General features: G+C 38.5%; 20 protein-coding genes. 13 read left to right on the top strand and 7 right to left on the bottom strand.

Annotation, left to right across the window (positions count from 1 at the left end; genetic code table 11):
• The 12 genes from BCG07_RS05960 to BCG07_RS05905 form a co-directional block, all read left to right on the top strand.
• The coding region (locus BCG07_RS05960; protein WP_286889257.1) for a cupin domain-containing protein at nucleotides 1–300 on the top strand (300 nt) is incomplete at its 5' end.
• An 8-nt stretch (nucleotides 301–308) separates the two neighbouring features.
• Nucleotides 309–1,262, top strand: coding sequence for a YbgA family protein (locus BCG07_RS05955; RefSeq protein WP_010556229.1), 954 nt, complete (start codon nucleotides 309–311; stop codon nucleotides 1,260–1,262).
• On the top strand, nucleotides 1,262–2,656 hold the full coding sequence (phrB, locus tag BCG07_RS05950; protein WP_138739697.1) for a deoxyribodipyrimidine photo-lyase: 1,395 nt from the start codon (nucleotides 1,262–1,264) through the stop codon (nucleotides 2,654–2,656). Before BCG07_RS05955 ends, phrB begins: the two co-directional genes overlap by 1 nt.
• A 1-nt stretch (nucleotide 2,657) precedes the next feature.
• The gene (locus BCG07_RS05945) at nucleotides 2,658–3,086 is read left to right on the top strand and encodes a nuclear transport factor 2 family protein (protein ID WP_138739698.1); all 429 of its coding nucleotides are present in this window, start codon (nucleotides 2,658–2,660) and stop codon (nucleotides 3,084–3,086) included.
• 2 nt (nucleotides 3,087–3,088) lie between these two features.
• Nucleotides 3,089–3,799 (top strand): SDR family NAD(P)-dependent oxidoreductase, encoded by a 711-nt coding sequence (locus tag BCG07_RS05940; RefSeq protein ID WP_008129197.1) that lies wholly within the window; start codon nucleotides 3,089–3,091, stop codon nucleotides 3,797–3,799.
• Nucleotides 3,796–5,052: an NAD(P)/FAD-dependent oxidoreductase gene (locus BCG07_RS05935; RefSeq protein WP_138739699.1), complete on the top strand. Its 1,257-nt coding sequence runs from the start codon at nucleotides 3,796–3,798 to the stop codon at nucleotides 5,050–5,052. Before BCG07_RS05940 ends, BCG07_RS05935 begins: the two co-directional genes overlap by 4 nt.
• Entirely contained in the window at nucleotides 5,045–5,773 is a 729-nt protein-coding gene (locus tag BCG07_RS05930; protein ID WP_008129195.1) for a DUF1365 domain-containing protein, read from the top strand. The genes BCG07_RS05935 and BCG07_RS05930 overlap by 8 nt, the downstream gene beginning before the upstream one ends.
• Nucleotides 5,774–5,822: 49 nt before the next feature.
• Nucleotides 5,823–7,085, top strand: a complete 1,263-nt coding sequence (locus tag BCG07_RS05925) for an SAM-dependent methyltransferase (protein ID WP_039037395.1) — start codon at nucleotides 5,823–5,825, stop codon at nucleotides 7,083–7,085.
• Nucleotides 7,063–7,572 (top strand): DUF2878 domain-containing protein, encoded by a 510-nt coding sequence (locus BCG07_RS05920; RefSeq protein ID WP_286889252.1) that lies wholly within the window; start codon nucleotides 7,063–7,065, stop codon nucleotides 7,570–7,572. The genes BCG07_RS05925 and BCG07_RS05920 overlap by 23 nt, the downstream gene beginning before the upstream one ends.
• A 48-nt stretch (nucleotides 7,573–7,620) precedes the next feature.
• Nucleotides 7,621–8,112 (top strand): chalcone isomerase family protein, encoded by a 492-nt coding sequence (locus BCG07_RS05915; RefSeq protein ID WP_375277606.1) that lies wholly within the window; start codon nucleotides 7,621–7,623, stop codon nucleotides 8,110–8,112.
• Nucleotides 8,102–8,641: a DUF3833 domain-containing protein gene (locus tag BCG07_RS05910; RefSeq protein ID WP_058429236.1), complete on the top strand. Its 540-nt coding sequence runs from the start codon at nucleotides 8,102–8,104 to the stop codon at nucleotides 8,639–8,641. The genes BCG07_RS05915 and BCG07_RS05910 overlap by 11 nt, the downstream gene beginning before the upstream one ends.
• A gap of 207 nt (nucleotides 8,642–8,848) precedes the next feature.
• Entirely contained in the window at nucleotides 8,849–9,124 is a 276-nt protein-coding gene (locus BCG07_RS05905; RefSeq protein WP_006793424.1) for an HU family DNA-binding protein, read from the top strand.
• A gap of 89 nt (nucleotides 9,125–9,213) precedes the next feature.
• On the opposite strand, the gene ilvN is transcribed toward BCG07_RS05905, so the two are convergent.
• Both ilvN and BCG07_RS05895 read right to left on the bottom strand, forming a co-directional pair.
• Complete coding sequence (gene ilvN, locus BCG07_RS05900) at nucleotides 9,214–9,711, bottom strand: acetolactate synthase small subunit (protein ID WP_006793425.1); 498 nt, start codon at nucleotides 9,709–9,711, stop codon at nucleotides 9,214–9,216.
• Nucleotides 9,711–11,438 (bottom strand): acetolactate synthase 3 large subunit, encoded by a 1,728-nt coding sequence (locus tag BCG07_RS05895; RefSeq protein ID WP_008129190.1) that lies wholly within the window; start codon nucleotides 11,436–11,438, stop codon nucleotides 9,711–9,713. The genes ilvN and BCG07_RS05895 overlap by 1 nt, the downstream gene beginning before the upstream one ends.
• Nucleotides 11,439–11,922: 484 nt before the next feature.
• On the opposite strand from BCG07_RS05895, the gene BCG07_RS05890 reads away from it, so the two are divergent.
• Nucleotides 11,923–14,937, top strand: coding sequence for an immune inhibitor A domain-containing protein (locus tag BCG07_RS05890; protein ID WP_286889247.1), 3,015 nt, complete (start codon nucleotides 11,923–11,925; stop codon nucleotides 14,935–14,937).
• A 52-nt stretch (nucleotides 14,938–14,989) separates the two neighbouring features.
• Here the strand turns inward: BCG07_RS05890 and BCG07_RS05885 are convergent, their stop codons facing one another.
• The 5 genes from BCG07_RS05885 to BCG07_RS05865 all read right to left on the bottom strand — a co-directional run.
• Nucleotides 14,990–15,997, bottom strand: coding sequence for an isocitrate dehydrogenase (locus tag BCG07_RS05885; RefSeq protein WP_286889245.1), 1,008 nt, complete (start codon nucleotides 15,995–15,997; stop codon nucleotides 14,990–14,992).
• A gap of 186 nt (nucleotides 15,998–16,183) precedes the next feature.
• Nucleotides 16,184–17,872 carry a hypothetical protein gene (locus BCG07_RS05880; protein WP_286889259.1) on the bottom strand — a complete coding sequence of 563 codons (1,689 nt, stop codon included), beginning with the start codon at nucleotides 17,870–17,872 and terminating at the stop codon, nucleotides 16,184–16,186.
• Between the two features lie 7 nt (nucleotides 17,873–17,879).
• A complete protein-coding gene (locus BCG07_RS05875; RefSeq protein ID WP_033019488.1) occupies nucleotides 17,880–18,266 on the bottom strand; it encodes a DUF3192 domain-containing protein in 387 nt (128 codons plus the stop codon).
• A 69-nt stretch (nucleotides 18,267–18,335) separates the two neighbouring features.
• Nucleotides 18,336–19,109, bottom strand: a complete 774-nt coding sequence (gene xni / locus BCG07_RS05870) for a flap endonuclease Xni (RefSeq protein WP_286889242.1) — start codon at nucleotides 19,107–19,109, stop codon at nucleotides 18,336–18,338.
• A gap of 10 nt (nucleotides 19,110–19,119) precedes the next feature.
• A partial coding sequence (locus BCG07_RS05865; protein WP_286889241.1) for a pyrimidine/purine nucleotide monophosphate nucleosidase domain-containing protein occupies nucleotides 19,120–19,758 on the bottom strand: 639 nt, incomplete at its 5' end.

The raw sequence follows: 19,758 nt of genomic DNA, 5'->3' as shown, positions 1-19,758 counted from the left end.
CGTTCACGTGTAGCACTAGATGATGGTGCATTACGTTCAAGTTTACTGCACATAGATGCGGGCGGTGAAATTCCTGAACATACGCACACAGGTTTTGAAATAACCCTATTACTTGACGGTGAGTTTTGTGATGAAGACGGACACTACGTGCCAGGTGACTTTATTTGGCAAGATGGTCGTCATCAACACACGCCAATAACAAAAGATGGGTGTTTATGCTTTACAGTTGTGAGCAGTGCGCTACATTTTAATAAAGGGCTAAGTAAATTACTAAATCCAATTGGTAATTTAATCTACTAAGAGATTACATGCAAAAAACTACAATAAAAATAGGTATAAGCGCCTGCTTAGCAGGCGAGAAAGTTAGATTTGATACAGGTCACAAAAGGTCAAACTTTTGTATGGACGAACTCGCAAAGCATGTTGAATATACACGCTTTTGTCCTGAGGTTGCGGTTGGCTTACCAATACCTCGGCCTACAATTCGCCAAGTTCGAGTTGGCGACACAATTAAAGTTTGCCGTCCTGATGGCTCTGGTGACGTTGGACCGCAGTTAACCGAGTACGGTAAAAAGGTTGCTACTGAGCAAGCTAAAGAGTTGAGTGGTTTTGTATTTTGTGCCAAAAGCCCAAGTTGTGGCATGGAGCGTATAAAAATATACAACGAGGCTGGGACGGGTAATACCTCAGAGGGCGTTGGTTTCTTTGCAGAACAAATTATGAAGCATAATCCACTTTTGCCTTGCGAGGAAAATGGTAGGTTAAACGATATACACCTGCGTGAGAATTTTGTAATGCGCGTGTACGTTTTAAACAGCTGGCAGCAGCTTGTAAAAGAGCCACTAAGTGTTCACCACTTAACGCAATTTCATGCTAAGCATAAGTATTTATTAATGGCACACAATTACCAAGCTTACCGAGAGCTTGGCAAGTTACTTGGAACCTACGCTGGTGATGATATAAACGCATTGGCTGATGAATACATTTTAGGTTTAATGACAGGGCTTAAAAAACCTGCATCTCGTCGTAATAACTGTAATACGTTAATGCATTTACAAGGTTACTTTAAAAAAGACCTCGCTAAGGTTGAAAAGCAAGAACTACGTGAAGCAATAGACGAGTATCGCTCTGGTTTAGTGCCGCTTTATGTGCCTCTTACTTTACTTAAGCACCATCTAAAAGTTCACCCTAAAGAGTACCTAGAAAAACAGGTGTTTTTTAATCCCTATCCTCATGATTTAAAACTACGATTTGGTATTTAATGAATACATTATTTTGGTTTAGGCGCGATTTGCGCCTTTTTTCGAATGAAGCGTTAATAGAAGCGCTAAATAATGGCGCTAAACACGCCATTTTTTTTGTTTGCGAAAAGCAGTGGCAACAGCACCAAGCAGCGCCAATACAAATTGATTTACTAAAGCGACGTGTAACTTATTTGCAAGAGCAACTTGCCAATTTCGGCATCACGCTTAATGTAATAAACGCTCCTAACTTTAGTGATTGTGAATCTGAGCTACTTTCGTTTTGTGAAACTCATGATATTCAGCATATTATTGCTAATACAGAATATGAGCTTAACGAAGTAAATCGAGACAAGGCGGTTTTGGCACAATGTGACAAACGTTCCATTACTTTTACATTATACGAAGGAGATTTAATTGCGCCTGTTGGTAGCGTTAAAAACCAAAGTAATGAAATGTATAAAGTATTCACACCATTTAAACGCGCATGGTTAAAACAGTATCAAGATACTCACTTTAGCTTGGCGCAATGGCCACTAGAACAAAACCCTATAAAAATTGAAAAAAGCCAGCATCTTGAAAGCGATTGTAGTTCGGATAAATGGCCTGTTGATGATGAAACACTTTTGAGTGTAGTTGATAATTTTATTTGCGATAAGTTAACAAGCTACGACGATCAGCGTGATATCCCCAGTATTAAAGGTACATCGGGTTTGAGCCCGTATTTAGCGCTGGGCATTATTAGCCCAAAGCAGTTGCTAATTAATATACAGCAACGTTACCCCGACATTCTGACTACATCAAAAAGTAAAACATTCACATGGGTTAACGAGCTTATTTGGCGAGAGTTTTACAGGCATCTTATTGCAGAGTACCCGAAGCTCTCTCGTGGTGAAAACTTTAACGAGAAATACAATCCTGTTAAATGGCGAAAAAGTGAAAAAGAATTTAATGCGTGGTGCGAAGGTCGAACTGGTTACCCACTCGTAGACGCAGCTATGTTACAGCTTAAGCAAACTGGATGGATGCATAACCGTTTAAGAATGGTAGTGGCCAGTTTTTTAACTAAACACCTATTAATTGACTGGCGTGAAGGTGAGCGCTTTTTTATGCAGCACCTAATTGATGGCGATTTAGCTTCTAACAATGGTGGCTGGCAGTGGGCTGCAAGCACAGGATGTGATGCACAACCTTATTTTAGGATTTTCAACCCTATTACCCAAAGTGAGCGCTTTGATCCAACAGGTAAGTTTATACGTAAGTATTTGCCTGAGCTTGAAAATGTGCCAGATAAACACATTCATTTTCCGCACACCTACTTAGCTGCAACGGGCAAGGGAAGTGAATGTTACTGGCCAGCAATTGTTGACCACAAAGCTGCACGTGAACGTGCGCTCGCTGCATTTAAGGTATGATATGGATAACCAGTTACCAGTAGATAAATTTGTTGATATTTACCAGCAACTTAATAGCTCTAATTTGGACTTATTAAGTGACATTTATGCCGACAATATTCAATTTATTGATCCGATGCACGAAATTAACGGTATTGAAAGTTTGCGTGACTATTTTGCAAATTTATATAGCAATGTTAAGCATTGTCAATTTGATATAACGGATTCGTTTGGTATCAACAACAATGCATTTGTTTATTGGACAATGCATTATTCACATCCCAAACTGGCTTCTGGTAAAACCATATCTGTGCAGGGGCACAGTAAACTAACTTTTGATAATGATAAAATTGTTAAGCATCGTGATTATTTCAACGTTGGCGAACTACTTTACAAGCATATTCCAATTCTAGGTAGTGTAGTTAGTTACATTGATAAGAGGGCGGGCTAATTATGGTTACCTTAATTACAGGCGCAACGTCAGGCATTGGCGAACAACTAGCTATTAAATATGCACAAATGGGCGACACGGTTATTGCATGTGGACGTAATACGGAAAAGCTAGCTGAGCTTTCAAAACATAACAACATAGAAAGTTGTAAGTTTGATGCAACAAGCCTAAAAGATATTAAAGAAGCAACCATTGGATACCCACACTTTGACCGAGTAATTCTTAATGCGGGCAATTGTGAATACATAGACGACGCAAAAAACTTTGACAGCGCTTTGTTTGAGCGCGTAATTAATGCAAATTTACTGTCGGTTGGTTACTGCTTAGAAGCATTACTCCCTAAAGTTAAAAGTGGCGGTCAATTAGTTATTGTTAGTTCAAGCGTTACATACTTACCGTTACCACGCTCCGAGGCTTATGGGGCGTCTAAAGCGGGCGTAAGTTATTTAGCTAAAAGCCTAGCCGTTGATTTGATGGATGTGGATGTCACGTTAGTTCACCCAGGGTTTGTAAAAACTCCTCTGACTGAAAAAAATGATTTTCCCATGCCTATGGCAGTGACCGCTGAAGAAGCGGCAGATTATATGATCAAAGGAATAAACAAACGACGTAAAGAGGTACACTTTCCGTATCGCTTTACGCTTATATTAAAAGCATTGCGGATATTGCCTTTACCGCTTTGGCTTAAAATAGCAAAAGGATTAACCCGTTGAAAAAAATAGCAATAATAGGAACTGGTGTATCAGGTTTAACATGTGGGCATTTGCTTCACAAACACTACGATGTCACTTTATTTGAAAAAAACGATTACATTGGCGGGCACACTGCGACTGTTGACGTAGATGTTAAGGGCGTTAATTACGCCGTGGATACCGGATTTATTGTTTTTAATAACCGAACTTACCCTTATTTTGAAAAGTTACTTGCGCGTATTGGTATAAAAAAGCAAGAGACCCAAATGAGTTTCAGTGTTCATAATGAGGCAACAGGCTTTGAGTACAATGGCCATACCTTCACCAGTTTATTTGCACAAAGAAGAAATATTTTTAGGCCTAAATTTTGGCGCTTGTTATCTGACATAGTTAAATTTAACAAACTATGTAAAGCCATACACGAAAAAGGCGAATATCAGCAATCGCAAACACTCGGTCAGCTACTTAAAGAAAATCAGTTTAACGACTTTTTTAAATATCATTATATTTTACCTATGGGCGCAGCTATTTGGTCTACTAGTATTAAAGAAATGGAAAACGTCGGCGTAGAGTTTTTTGTAAAGTTTTTCTTTAATCATGGCCTTTTAGATATCACAAATAGGCCGCAATGGTATGTTGTACCTGGTGGTTCACGTGAATACATAAATCCATTAATTAAAGGGTTTGCTGACAGAATAAAGCTTAACACTGATATTAAATCGGTAACACGTGTAAATGACGATGTAACCATTGAGTTTGCTAATGGTGAGCAGCACGTTTTTGATAAAGTTATTTTTGCGTGCCACTCTGACCAAGCACTCAAATTACTTGGTGATGCAACAAGCCAAGAAAAATCAGTACTTGGCGCAATTCCTTATACTGAAAATTCAGTAGTACTTCATACAGATACAAATTTACTACCTGACAGAAAAGCCGCTTGGGCTAGTTGGAATTATTTATTAAATAACAATACCGACAAAGCAGCTGTTGTTACCTACCAGATGAATATATTGCAAGGTATTCAATCAGACACGCAGTTTTGCGTTACGTTAAACCATCTTGAAGGGATAGATAAAAGCAAAATATTGCGTGAATTCACTTATCATCACCCTGTTTTCAACAAAGAGTCTATTGCTGCGCAAGGGCTCAAACAAACGATCGATGGTCAAAATAATAGTTACTTTTGCGGAGCCTATTGGTACAACGGCTTTCATGAAGATGGTGTACGCAGTGGTGTAGATGTAGCAAGGCAGTTAGGGGTTGAATTTGACTAGTGCTGTTTATCTAGGCGATGTTAAGCATCGCCGTTTTGCTGTTAAGACTCATCATTTTAGTAACCCACTTTATATGATGTGGGTTGATCTCAACAACCCAGAGCAATTGAACAATAAGCATAAATGGTTAGGTACGTCTGGTTCAAAAGCATTAAAATTCAATGAATCAGACTATTTTGTTAATAAGCCCCACAATAATGATGCGTCAATCATTGAACGTGCAAATCATCAGTTATTATCGCTTGGTGTAACTGAGACTTTTAACCATGTATACATGCTAGGACAGCTCCGTTGCTTTGGTATTTACTTTAGCCCAGTAAATTTCTTCTTTTATGGTCATAGCGACAGTGAATTTAAGTACATGGTGGCTGAAGTTAGTAATACGCCATGGAATGAGCGACACTACTACTTGATACCACTAGAAAAAAAAGTGAACTTTAAAAAAGTATTTTCCGTATCACCTTTTATGAACCTCGATATGAACTATCATTGGACAATTAGGTTAACCCAAGATAAAACATTGATTCATATTGAAAATAAACGGGACGGAGAATTGCTATTTGATGCTACTCTTCGATTAACCCGCAAAGAACTGACTGAAAAAGAAATGAGTCAGTTGTTAAAGCGATTCCCAGCAATGACGTGGACAATATTTAAAGGTATTTATTACCAAGCGTTGAAGCTGTTTATAAAAAGAGTGCCTTTTTTAGGTCATTCTTAAACGTCACAAATTACATACAAGCAGTAATAAAAATAATATAGGTGTTCTAATGGAAAAAGTGTCTAGCTTAAATTGCGAACAAAACACAGGCTGGTTTACAGGGCTTTATAAAAAATTAGTATTTAAAGCTTTTTCTTCAATAGAAACAGGCCAAATCACCGTTATTGATGAAGATCTGCAGCTTGTTTTTGGAGATGCATCATCCGACTTAAAAGTTACGGTAACAATTCACGACAAAGCGATGTACAAGGCGTTTGCATTATCTGGAAGTGTTGGTGCAGGCGAGTCTTACATTTTAGGTCAATGGAGTTGTGACAATCTAACCCGACTAATTGAGTTATTTGCTATAAATGAAAAACAGTTAGACGAGTTTGAGAAAAAATTCGCGTTTTTCAGCAACATTGCCCACAGACTAACTCATTTAAAAAATAAAAATTCTGAGTCAGGCTCTAAAAAAAATATAGTTGCTCACTATGATCTAGGTAACGATTTATACGAATCGTTTTTGAGTAAAGAAATGCTTTACTCGTGTGCTGTTTATCCATCAAAAGATGCCAGTCTAGAAGACGCGCAGCAGTACAAATTAAAGCGCATATGTGAACAGGTAGAATTGCAACCTGGCGATTCCGTTATAGAAATTGGCACTGGATGGGGCGCATTTGCCATTTACGCAGCAACACATTACGACTGCCACGTGACGACTACTACAATATCTGATGAGCAACATGACTTTGTTGCAGAAAAAATTAAAGAGTTAGGCTTAGAGAATAAAATTACGCTTCTTAAGCTTGATTACAGACTACTCACGGGCAAATACGACAAACTCGTTTCGATTGAAATGATTGAAGCGGTTGGCCACGAATATTTACCTAGCTTTTTTACCCAGTGCGGTTCGCTACTCAAAGACGATGGCGCAATGTTGATACAAGCAATCACCATAAGCGATCAGCGATACAAGCACTACCTTAAAAATTCAGATTTTATTCAACAGTATATTTTCCCTGGTGGGTGTTTACCCTCATTAAACGAAATGAGTGAGCAAATCAAAAATAACACCGATATGGTTATCCATACTGTTAGTGATATTGGAACGCATTACGCACGAACCTTAGCTGACTGGCGTGAACGCTTTATCAAAAGTTGGCCTGACCTAGACCGAACAAAATTTGATGACCGTTTTTACAGGTTGTGGTTGTTTTATTTTGCGTACTGTGAAGGTGCATTTAGAACGCGTGCAACCAGTACTGTACATTTAATGGCGCGCAAACCTCGCTTTAGCAGCAATGTAGATGAAATTGCACTCGCTTATTAATTTTGTCTTGTTTCAAGCAGTGTGGTTTTTATCATTACTGCTTGAAGGACAATCACTTTTATTTAGCGCTGTCATCATTGGCTTAATGTTTTATTTGTCAAAGCAAAAAAAACAAGATGCATTATTGCTACTAAAAGCGCTTCCTATTGCTTTGTTACTTGAGTACATAGCCGTGGAGTTTGGTCTACTTTCATTTAAAGTTGATCCTTTTCCTATGTGGCTGGTACTTCTATGGGCCGCCTTGATCCTTTCATTAAATACATCGATGCATTTCTTAAGTCGATTAAGACTCTGGCAGGTATTTGTTGTTTGCTTTATTTTCGCGCCAGCTAGCTACTGGGCGGGTGCGCGTTTTAACGTAATTAATTTAGGCTTACCGCTATGGCAGTTTTGGGTAGCCTACGGTGTTATTTGGTCGGCAGCCTTTACGTTTATTGTATTTATAAACCAAAAAATTAAGTCGATTATTTTAGCAAGTCAAAATTAGCTTACCCTTTTATTTGTTATTAAAAGAAGGACTTTAATTGTGAAATCAATCATAACCATAACTGTTTTATGTCTTTTATTGTCTACTTCTGCCTTTGCTAATGTTGAATTTAGCAAAGTGGGCGAGGGTAGAATGGAATACTTGTTTTGGGATGTTTACGACGCCACCTTATATACCCCTTCTGGCGATTATGCTTTGGGTGAACACCCTGTCAAATTTAAGCTGACCTATTTACGTGATTTCGACGCCAAAGATATAGTTAAAGCAACCAATGAGCAGTGGGATCACATAGGAAAAAAAAATCTAGTCGGCAAGTACGATGAGGTGCTTTTGTCTATTTGGCCAAACATAGGTAAAGGTGATTCGTTAACGCTGATAACTGATAAAGAAGGCAAAAGTACTTTTTTGCATAACGATAGCGAGGTTGGCGTAATTGATGATGTTGCGTTTTCAAGTGACTTTTTAGCTATTTGGTTAGGTAAAAATACGTCAGAGCCAGCTTTAAGAAAAAAACTATTAGGAAATTATAATGATTATTAATAACGCGTTAAAAACGATTTTTGTGTGTGTATTTGCACTTCTTTTGGTTAGTTGCTCAGCCCCTAATGTAGAACACTACAGTAAAACAACTCCCAATTTTGACTTTAAAACCTTCTTTAGCGGCAAATTAAAAGCATATGGCGTAGTGCAAGACTTTAAAGGTGAGTTAACCCGTAAGTTAGTCGTTGATATGAACGCTACGTGGGAAGGCAACCAGGGCGTCATAGAAGAAGACTTTGTGTATGATGATGGTGAAACACAAAAACGCATCTGGAAAATAACCCTTAATGACGATAACACCCTTACAGGGACTGCTGCAGACGTTCTTGGCGTTGCACAAGGTAAAAGTGATGGCAGTGTATTTCATTGGAACTACAACGTAGAACTCCCTTATGACGGAAGCACTTTAGAAGTTAATTTTGATGATTGGATGTACTTGGTAACACAATCGCGCTTGATTAACCGCACATCTATTGTTAAGTTTGGTGTCGAGGTCGGGGAAGTGACCTTAGTTATCGAAAAAATATAGTTTTTATATGCTGATTAACATGCACCAAAATTGTACAAAAATTAAATCTTTGTTAACACAAGATGCTGTATTTTAGCGGAAATTAATATAATTTTATGTGTTTTATAAGATTTTAACTAAAAATTGCAATTTGCTGTTGCTAACTTTTAAAAAATACATAAAGATAGGTTTTGCGAAGGCAAAATAATAACGAATAGGAATCTAACAATGAATAAAGCTCAATTAGTTGAAAAAATTGCTACTGACGCGGAAATTTCTAAAGCCGCAGCTACACGTGCTCTTGACGCATTTACTGGCGCTGTAACTTCTGCACTTAAAGAAGGTGATTCAGTAGCATTAGTTGGTTTTGGTACTTTCTCAGTTAAAGAACGTGCTGCACGCACAGGCCGTAACCCTCAAACGGGTGCTGAGATCCAAATCGCAGCGGCAACTATCCCAAGCTTTAAAGCAGGTAAAGGTCTTAAAGACCAAGTAAACCTATAATTGGTTTTACAAATTAATTGAAAAAGGGCTAATAAGCCCTTTTTTTTGTGTTGAAAAAGCCGTAATGTAACGGCTCAGTATTTGAAAAGTTATGCTTTTAAGGCTTTATCGCCTCTACCAATTCCAACTGCACCTGAACGTACAACTTCTATGATATCTGTTTCATGGCGTAGCGTATCTAAAAATGATTCTATTTTGTCTGTGCTGCTCACAAGTTGTAAGCTGTAACTCTGACGGCCCATATCTAAAATATCACCTTTAAACACATCTACTACACGAGTAACTGCGGCACGCGTTGTTTCGTCTTGTGCAAATACTTTTACAAGGAGTAGTTCTCGTTCAATGTGGCTCATTTCTGTTAAATCAATAATTTTTAATACATCAACTAGCTTGTTCACTTGCTTGGTAATTTGTTCAACAATTCGGTCATCACCCATTGTTGTTATGGTAATACGCGATAAAGACTGATCGTCAGTAGTACCTACCGTTAGGCTGTCAATGTTGTATGCTCGTTGTGAAAATAGTCCAACAATACGAGATAGTGCACCGGGTTCGTTTTCTAATAATATTGATAAAATACGACGCATTATGCTTTAACTCCTTTACGTAACCACATTTCGTCAATGCCACCTAATTTAATTTGCATTGGGTACACATGTTCTTTTTCGTCGACAAGTATGTCTAAAAATACTAGACGATCCGTTATGCTCATTGCTTTGTCAATCGCGGGTTGAAGCTCGTCAAGTGTGTTTACCTGAATACCAACGTGGCCATAGCTTTCAACTAATTTTATAAAGTCAGGTAGTGAGTCCATGTAAGATGATGAATGACGACCGCCGTACACCATATCTTGCCATTGGCGTACCATTCCTAATGAGCGGTTGTTAAGAGAGACGACTTTAACGGCTAAGTTGTACTGCAAACACGTAGAAAGCTCTTGAATGTTCATTTGAATAGAACCATCGCCAGTTACGCACACCGACTCTTTATCAGGAAATGCGAGCTTAACGCCCATGGCAGCCGGTAAACCAAAGCCCATAGTGCCTAATCCGCCTGAATTGATCCATTGGCGAGGGTATTTAAATGGGTAATACTGTGCTGCAAACATTTGATGCTGCCCTACATCAGAGCTGATGTAGGCTTCGCCGTCTGTTGCTTTATAAAGCGCTTCAATAACAGCTTGAGGCTTTATTTTTTCTGAAGGGCTTTGTTTGTAACCCAAACATTTTTGTTCACGCCAGCTAATAATTTGTCGCCACCAATCTTCTTGTGCACTGCGATCTATTTGAATTGTACTTTTGTCTATTCCATCTTGAAGTTGTTTAAGTACAGTGTCTAAACAACCTACAACAGGTATATGCGCTTTAATGGTTTTAGAAATAGAGGTGGGGTCTACATCTACATGGACAATCGTTGCATTAGGGCAAAACTTTTTAACGTTATTTGTAACCCGATCATCAAAGCGAGCGCCTAATGCCAATATAACGTCGGCATTTGCCATAGCTTTGTTGGCCTCTAGCGTGCCGTGCATCCCAAGCATACCGATAAAGTTAGGGTGAACCCCTGAAATACCACCCAGACCCATTAAAGTGTTGGTAATAGGTGCATTCAATGATTCTACTAAGCGTGTTAATTGCTCTGAGGTGTTTGAAATGATAATGCCACCCCCAGAATATATAACTAGCTTTTTAGCTTCCAATATAGCGGCCACTGCTTTTCTAATTTGTTTTGAATGGCCTTTGGTATTTGGGCTGTAAGTTCGAAGTTCAGTCGTTGCAGGGAAGTCGTATTCAAATTTGACAGCAGGGTTAAGCATGTCTTTTGGTAGCTCAACAACAACAGGCCCAGGGCGACCAGTGCTTGCAATATAAAAAGCTTTTGCCAATATTGCAGGTATTTCTTGTGCACTTCTGCAGTTAAAGCTGTGTTTTACAATTGGTCGAGAGCAACCAACTATGTCTGTTTCTTGGAAGGCGTCGTCACCAATTAGACTAGTAGGTACCTGCCCAGATAATACAACCATCGGAATAGAGTCCATGTACGCAGTTGCAATACCGGTTATACAATTTGTAGCACCAGGGCCTGAAGTAGCAAGAACAACACCGACCTCACCAGTAGCACGTGCATAACCGTCAGCCATGTGTGTTGCTGCTTGTTCATGCCTAACTAAGATGTGTTCAATATCATTTTGTTGAAAAAGTGCATCGTATAAATCTAATACTGAGCCACCTGGGTAGCCAAATATATATTTTACCTTTAATTCTTTTAATGCCTGAACGACTAGTTCAGAGCCATTATACTCTTGTTTGCTCATCCTCATTCCTCTGCGCTTTTTTTGTGCATAAAAAAACCCCCGCGTGGTGCGGGGGTTTTTAAAAAGCAGTATTACCTTTTAATACATCCCCGCTGGGCTTATTACTAAGACCAGTACGAGAACGACTAGAAGGTTAAATTGTGTTTTCATAGTTATTTACTCTACTCAGCAAAACACTGCTTTGATGTGAAATTTTATATGGGTTTATTTTTAAGTGTTTTAAGTGTTTATGTCAACCTTGAATGTTGTTTTTTGCATTTTAAATTCGTTTTTTATTGTTTTTTAGTGGTTTGTTGCTTTTTGTGCGTTTAATTTGAAGTTTTTAGGGAGATAATATGCAGTGCACTTGTTTTTGCTTTGTTTGCTGTTGTTTTAGTATTGAGCAATTTTAGATTGCTTACGTATACTTTAAGCTGGTTTATAACATGTTTAAATAGTTGTTATTAGGTATGATGTGCTTAACAAATTGTTTGAGGAATATACAGTGAACAAAATAGCGTTACTTACTCTTATTACTACGTTGTTTAGCACTATAACTGTAGCTAAAACATCTACTCCGCACGATGTAGGTGTGACCAACAAAGAACGAATTTTGTATTGGCTTAATAAAAAAGAAGACTTAACTTCCGATGAGTTAGAAGCGTCTTACAATGAATACATCAATAACAAATCACCTGTGCAAGTAGCGTTAAAAAATGGGTTTAGCCAGCTATCTCGTTTATCGACATATAACCCAATACAAAAGGGGCTCTTACCTAGTCAACAATCTAGTTTTTCATCGGAGTTAACCCCAGATGATCGAGTCAATACAGTTAAAGTATTAACTATTTTAGTTGATTTTCCTGATTTAAAGCACGACGAAAACCAGTTAACTCCCCAAGACACTGATATGTTTTATACCGACTACTCCCCAGATCATTACCAGCAGATGCTGTTTAACACTAACGGCTATGAAGGCCCTGACGGACAGGTTCTTTTATCGGCGGCCGATTATTATAAAGCGGCTTCTGGCAACAGCCTTAATTTTGAAGGGCAAGTTTACGGGTGGGTAACTGCAAATAATAACGCTAAATTTTATGGTGAACGTTTAGGCTCTACCCGAGATAAAAATGCGCCGAGCCTTGTAAAAGAAGCTGTTGAAAAAGCGGTTGCACAATTTAATATTAATTTGGCTGATTATGACTTAACTGATCTTGATGACATAGACGGTGATGGTATTACCGACGAACCAAATGGGATAATCGATCATGTTATGATTTTTCATTCTAGTATTGGTGAGGAGTCGGGCGGGGGTTATTTATCAACAGATGCAATTTGGTCACATCGTTATTATGTTTTAGACGAAAATAGCCAACCAACTGAAGTTGTTGGGAGTGATATAAAGCTATTTGGTTACACAATAAACCCTATTGATGCCGCCATCGGTGTTGTTGTTCATGAGTTTGGGCACGATTTAGGTTTAAAAGATGAATACGATTTACAGTCTAATACGGTAGGTGAGCCTGTAGCCTCATGGTCGGTTATGTCGTCAGGTACGTGGGCGGGTTCACCACGCGGGTCTGAGCCAGTAATGTTTAGCCCATATGCGCTAGAATATCTTCAAACACGCTACCAAGGTAATTGGGTAAACCAGCTTAGCCTTGATATGGATGAGGTTGTTACGACCCCAGTGCAAGTGATTAATAACGCATCAAGTACGTCTAAATCACAAAGCCAAGTAAAGGTCACATTGCCACCAAGGCTTGAAAAATTTAAAACGCCAGTAGAAGGCGTTTTTCAATATTATTCAAATACCGGCGATAATCTTAATACTCGTTTAGTGAACACCATTAATTTACCAAGCACGACAGAATCGCTTATGCTGAGCTTTGTTGCTTTTTATAGCATTGAGCAAGATTATGACTTAGTTCAAATAAAGGTTAATGGTGTGCCAATCGCGGGTAACTATACGCAACCTACTAACCCTTTCTATGGCAATATTGGTCCTTATATTACAGGTGATTCATTTTTAAATCCTGATGCACAACTTCCTAACGGATACTTAACGCATCAATTTGATTTATCTGCTTATGCAGGGCAAACAATAGAGCTACAAGTACAATACTTAACAGACGCTAATACGCATTATTATGGTTTTGTTATTGACGATATGCGCATTGAGAAAAATGGTTCATTAATTTGGCAAAATAACGCAGAAACTCAAAGTAATACGACCTTATCCGGGTTTGCAAAAGTAGGGAGTTATGTATTTGCTATGCCATCATACTATTACCTGCAGCTGCGTGACTATTCGGGTATAGATAGTGGATTACAAAAAGAGGGTTACTCGCCGGGGTTATTACTGTGGTACAGCGATGAGTCGCACACTGATAACAATACAACTGAGCACCCCGGTAGCGGTTTTGCATTGGTTGTTGACGCAGATCAGCGTGCTATCAATAAAGGAAGCACGCAATCACCAGCAAATACCGCTATTCAAATAAGAGATGCCGCATTTAGCCTTTATGCTCAACGAGCAGGGCTAGGAGATGAAGATTTATCTGCTATCAGCTCTTTTAGTGACGAGATGGACTATCGCTTTGCAGAACAAGCTGAATCGGGTGTTAAATTACCACAAGTTGGCTTTGGTTTTACGCTCACAAACCAAGAAAACGATAATCAAAGCATAGAAATATTATTAATTTACGAGCCATCAAATGGCATTAGTTACTCACTCTCAGATTTCACAGCAGATTTTACAGTTGATGGATTGACGATTTCGCCATCTGATACGTTTACTTGGGATTTTGGTGACGGCAGAACAAGTTCTGAGTTATCCCCTTCGCACGTTTTTGAGAGTTACGGACGCTATGATGTAACATTTACGGCAAGCAACGGTGAAGAAGAGCAGGTAGCAACAACAACAGTCATTATTGCCGCACCCCTGAGTATCACTGAAATTGATTACGAAATAACACAAGGGCTACTAACGGCAAAAGCTGAAGTTGCAGGAGGGTTAGCACCATACAGTTATTTGTGGAATTTAGGCGATGGCAGTTCGCTAGCATCACAAGCCATTTCATATGACTATTTACACTCGGGTGATTATTTATTGTCGCTAACAGTGACTGACGACCAAGGAATGTCGGTATCTCAAAACGTTAATGTAAACGTCAATGTTCCACTCGCAGTTAATACCAGTTTTTCAACAAATAATTTAACGGTCCAATTTAACACTGATGTGTTAGGTGGGTTTAAAAATTATACATATAGTTGGGATTTTGGTGACGGCAGTGAGCTTTCTCAAGTTCAAAACCCAGGTCATACGTATCAAAATGCTGGCAGTTATTCTGTTACTTTAACTATAACAGACACAATTACGGGAGAGGTTATTAGTGATGACTTATCCGTAACGGTAGCACAATCTCAAACTAATAGCGGTTCAAGCTCTAGTGGAGGGGCGCTTGGCGGGTTATTAATTTTTATGTTGTTAATTTCAATTAGATTTAAACGCCCTTAAATGGCATAAAAAAGCCAGCAAAAATGCTGGCTTTTTTGAACGTTTTATTAAATTACAGGTGGTCGATCACTGACTGTGTGAAATCAGTTGTTCCGTGGCTGCCACCTAAATCACGTGTAGTACGGTCACCTGATTTAATTACATCAGCAACAGCGCTGCGAATACGTTCAGCTGTGTCACCCATGTTTAAGTGCTCTAGCATTTGAATAGACGCTAAAATTACTGAGGTAGGGTTTGCTAGGTTTTTACCCGCGATATCTGGTGCGCTACCGTGCACAGCTTCAAAAATTGCAGCATCTTCACCAATGTTTGCACCTGGTGCCATACCTAAACCGCCTACTAAGCCAGCACATAGGTCTGATAAAATATCACCAAATAAGTTAGTCGTTACAACAACGTCAAACTCTTCTGGTGTCATTACAAGTTTCATACACGTTGCATCAACAATCATCTCTGTTGATTCAATTTGTGGGTAACGCTCAGCTACTTCACGAGCTACTTTTAAAAATAAGCCAGAAGTAGATTTTAAAATGTTCGCTTTGTGAACCGCTGTTACTTTTTTACGGCCTTCTCGTACCGCAAGCTCATAAGCAAATGTTACGATTTTTTCAGCGCCTTCACGCGTTATTACAGACTTTGCTTCTGCTTCATTGCCGTCTTCGCTAACTACTTGGCCAGCACCTGAGTACATACCTTGTGTATTTTCGCGAATAGTGATGATATCAATATCATCGTAACGTGCTTTAGTGCCTACAAATGATTTTACTGGACGTACGTTAGCGTATAAGCCAAATTGCTTGCGCAGTGTTACGTTAATAGACGTAAAACCTTCACCTACAGGGGTAGTTAACGGGCCTTTAAGTGTGATTTTGTTTTTAGCAATTGTATCAATTGTCTCTTGTGGAAGTAACTCACCTGTTTTTTCTAGAGCGGCTAGGCCAGCATCAACAAATTCATAATCAAAATCGCATCCTGCGGCTTTTAGTATTTCAAGTGCTGAGTCGATGATGCTAGGACCGATGCCGTCGCCTTTGATCACTGTGATGGTTTGTTTGGCCATTATCTTTTCCTTTAAAGAGTTTGATGTGCACATAAATAGCTACTCTGAGAGAGTAGCTGCTTGTTAGGTCATTTATGTGAATGGTTGAAAATTTTAAGGGCGCATTTATACCAATTTACCGCTTATTTTGCCAGTTTATAGAATAAATAATGGGTATAACCTGTATTTATAATGGTAATAACCGAACTAAATATTGTTATATATTTGTAGATTTCCTAATTGGTCGTAAAAAGTGCGCTCTTCATTCCAGCCATTTAATTTTAGTTGTTCACTAAGAGTTTGCTGTTGCCATGGGGTTAATTTTAGTTCTGGTTTGAAAACCTGTTGCGCAATTACTTTTAAAGCGACCCATAGCTTATGTTTATTTGTTAGCTGTTTTTTTGCTGTGTGCTCTGCCTGTAACAATGTGTTTGCCCAAGGGTTATCGCTCAGCAATTGTGAAAACAATGATTCGATGTGTTCATTTTTAATACTTTCTACACCAAAAAATGCACTAAATGGTGCACTTAGCGTTTTGTTAGGCACTTCATCGATAGCTACTTTTCGTGTCAAGCGACTACTGCATTGGGTTAACATAAAATGAGTATATGCATACAGAGGTAAAGTTATGTGCTCAAATTGATACTGCTTATTGGGTGCTACCAATAAAGCCATTATTTTTACTAAGCTGTCTAATCGATTAACTATAAACCTTTGTAGTGGGTGAGGTGTTGAATTCACCAATTGTTCAAATACAACGCGCTGAATAATCGCAGGTGCATTATTGTATCCAACCATCGACAAGCTATGGCGGAGATCTTTAGCTGCTTGATGTTCTTTATTATAAGGTTTTACGGCTTCACATACTCGCGCAATAATCTCAGGGTGATGACCCATTATTTTATTCAAACCTTTAAAACTATATTCTTGGTTAACTTTAATTTGACTAATTAACTCAATTAGTTGCCTTGGTTTATCTAAACTGCTTGGCTCGTTAATAGTAATATGTTCACTGTTCCATACACTGTATATAAGCTTTTTATCTGCACACTTCCATTGTTTGGGATTGTCTTTTAGTGACGCTTTTATTCTATACCAAGCTAATTTCTGTTTATTTTCTGAGTTAACTAAAATGTGTCGGTTTTGTTTGTCGGTCGCTAAATAAACCATACTTTGATCTTGATATATAACTCGGCTACCAGCTAAAAAGGGTCCCACGTCGGCCACGTAAGACTTAACCAAATGTTGTGCATACAGATTTGGCGTGCGCAAATATAAGTCGGCCAAAGCTTGATAAAAACTTATGTGCTTTTTAGCAGGGGTATGAGTTATATTCATTGCTATTATATTAGCTAATGCAACAAGCGTAATTCCACCATCGTAAAGCATTGTTTTAGGCGTGTTTACAAGGGCTTGCTTATATTTATTTAGTTTAGCGAGTATATGTGTAATAGGGGCTGCGCTATTGCCGCAGCTCAACATTATTTTTGCTGCAAATTGGTGGCGAAGCTGCCAAATTTTTTTATCATTGGCACTAAATTTAGACTGTTCAGCTAGCTTATTTAACTGCGAACAAACACATATATGCTCCACAAGCGCAGCGCTAATATAAAGTTCGGTAAGTTTTTTATCGTAATTTTGGCTAGCGCATAAGCCGGCGGTAATTACACATTGGCTTATAACTAAATTAGTCGAATAGCTGTATTGAGGATTAAATAACGTTAATTTAGACAACAGTGCATTAGGGCAGTGTTCGTATAAGATTCTATACTGTTCAGCTAATTTACAAGCCATAGGATATAAAGCTTGCCAATGCTCTTTGTTATTATAGCCTGTTAAAAAACGCTGCGTATTTTCGTGCAGTTGCTTTAAACGATTCGCAAGTGGCTCATCCATTATGCCTTCACCTAACTTCTTCCTGATATTTACTGTACGCACTTGGTCCCCATAAAATGAGCTGGCCATTTTTAAATAATAAACCTGTGCATTCATCCATTGTCGTTATTCCGTCTGACGTAATATGCTGAGTACGATAAAAAATAATCTGCAATACTTGTTCGTTATCGCGCTTAGCAAATGTCAGGTCTGGGCTACCAAGATAATCAAGTACGGTATTGAGTGTAGTTTGAGAATCTAGCGAAAGTTTTTCAATGTAGCGCTTGTTAAATGACTCTCGATCTTGCCAAATCATAGCTTGAGGATCGTCTTTGTAAAAAGCAATCACCAAAGTTGCAATGAGCGCATATAGCCCCAACCCTAAAATTAAATACCGTATAAACTTTTTCAACACTATTTACCTTAAATACTACCACGGGTATTAGTATACGTTTTGCTATAAATACACGCTATTTACTTGCGACTAATTAAGCCTGAGCTGCTTTAAACTAAACCCTAAATTTATATCTGTTCTTAAACTAACCAATTGTTTGGAGATAACGTACATATCCATATTGGTTTCAAGTTTTTTGCGTAGTCCTGAATTAAGTAATTCATCACTCAATGCTTCATTTATAGAGGTGTAATTATTAACAAGCTGTTGAGCTGATTTTATACCAACGCCTTTAACACCAGGTATATCATTAGTTTTATCGCCTGCAAGCGCCCAAAAGTCGACGAGTCTATTCTTATCTACCCCAAAGCGTTCATGTATTGCAGGTTCATCTAAATGCTGCCTTTTAAAGTAATCGTAAATATGTATTTCACTGTTTAAATACGGTAAAAATCCCTTGTCAGTGGATACGATAGTACTCGTGATTTTATTATCAGCAGCTTTGCAAGCAAGGGTGGCAATAATATCGTCAGCTTCATCATTTATTGGTTCAAAAACAACAATGCCGGTTTCCTCTATTGCTGATTTAAAATGATGCAACGCACTTTTTAGCGTTTCAGGCATTGGGGCTCTGGAGTGTTTATAATGTTCATAAAAGTGATAACGCCAACTTTTATCCCCATCAAATATCGCAATAGCATGTGTTGCATCCGTTATGCGAAGCATTTTTTTGCATGCTTGAGCTACACGCTCGCTGCAAGTAAGCACCAATTGCTTTTCGTTGATATGTTTTTGATTTGCGTCAACTGCGTAAATGCGCCTAATTAAATTAAGCGCATCAATTAATAATAAATGGGGTTTCAAACTGTACGACTCATGCTTTTATTTTGTAACACGGAATATACTTACTACCAGGGAGTTTCATACGACCCTGATCAACAAAAGCCTGTAAAAGTACGTCCATATCTTTCATTAAGGCAGGCTCACCGCTGAGAGTGTAAGGTCCATGTTCTTTGATTGCTCGAACACCCTCATCTTTAACATTACCCGCAACAATACCTGAAAACGCGCGTCGTAAGTTTGCTGCAAGCCGTTGTTTTGGTTGATCCAAATGTAGGTCTAAGCTTGCCATATTTTCATGTGTGGGTGCAAAAGGCTGCTGAAATTCGTTATCAATTTTAAGCGTCCAATTAAAGTAATACGCATCGCCTTCACTTTTTCTATACTCGCGTACATTGGCCATTTTAGATTTTAGCTTTTGACCTACTAGACTCGGATCATCAATAATCACTTCAAATTTGTCTAACGCTTCTTTGCCGAGTGTCATTTCAATAAATTCACACAGTTTTTCAAAGTAATCTTTACTTTGTTTTGGCCCTGTTAAAATAACGGGCAAACACTGCTTTTCGTTATCTGGATGCAATAAAATCCCTAGTAAGTACAATAGTTCTTCGGCAGTGCCCGCACCACCTGGAAAGATAATAATTGCATGAGCTGTGCGTATAAATGCTTC

The organism is Pseudoalteromonas sp. ESRF-bin5 (assembly GCF_002632075.1).
Classification (GTDB): domain Bacteria; phylum Pseudomonadota; class Gammaproteobacteria; order Enterobacterales; family Alteromonadaceae; genus Pseudoalteromonas; species Pseudoalteromonas marina.
The sequence above is the reverse complement of the archived record's forward strand: the minus strand, read 5'-3'. Positions and strand labels throughout refer to the sequence as shown.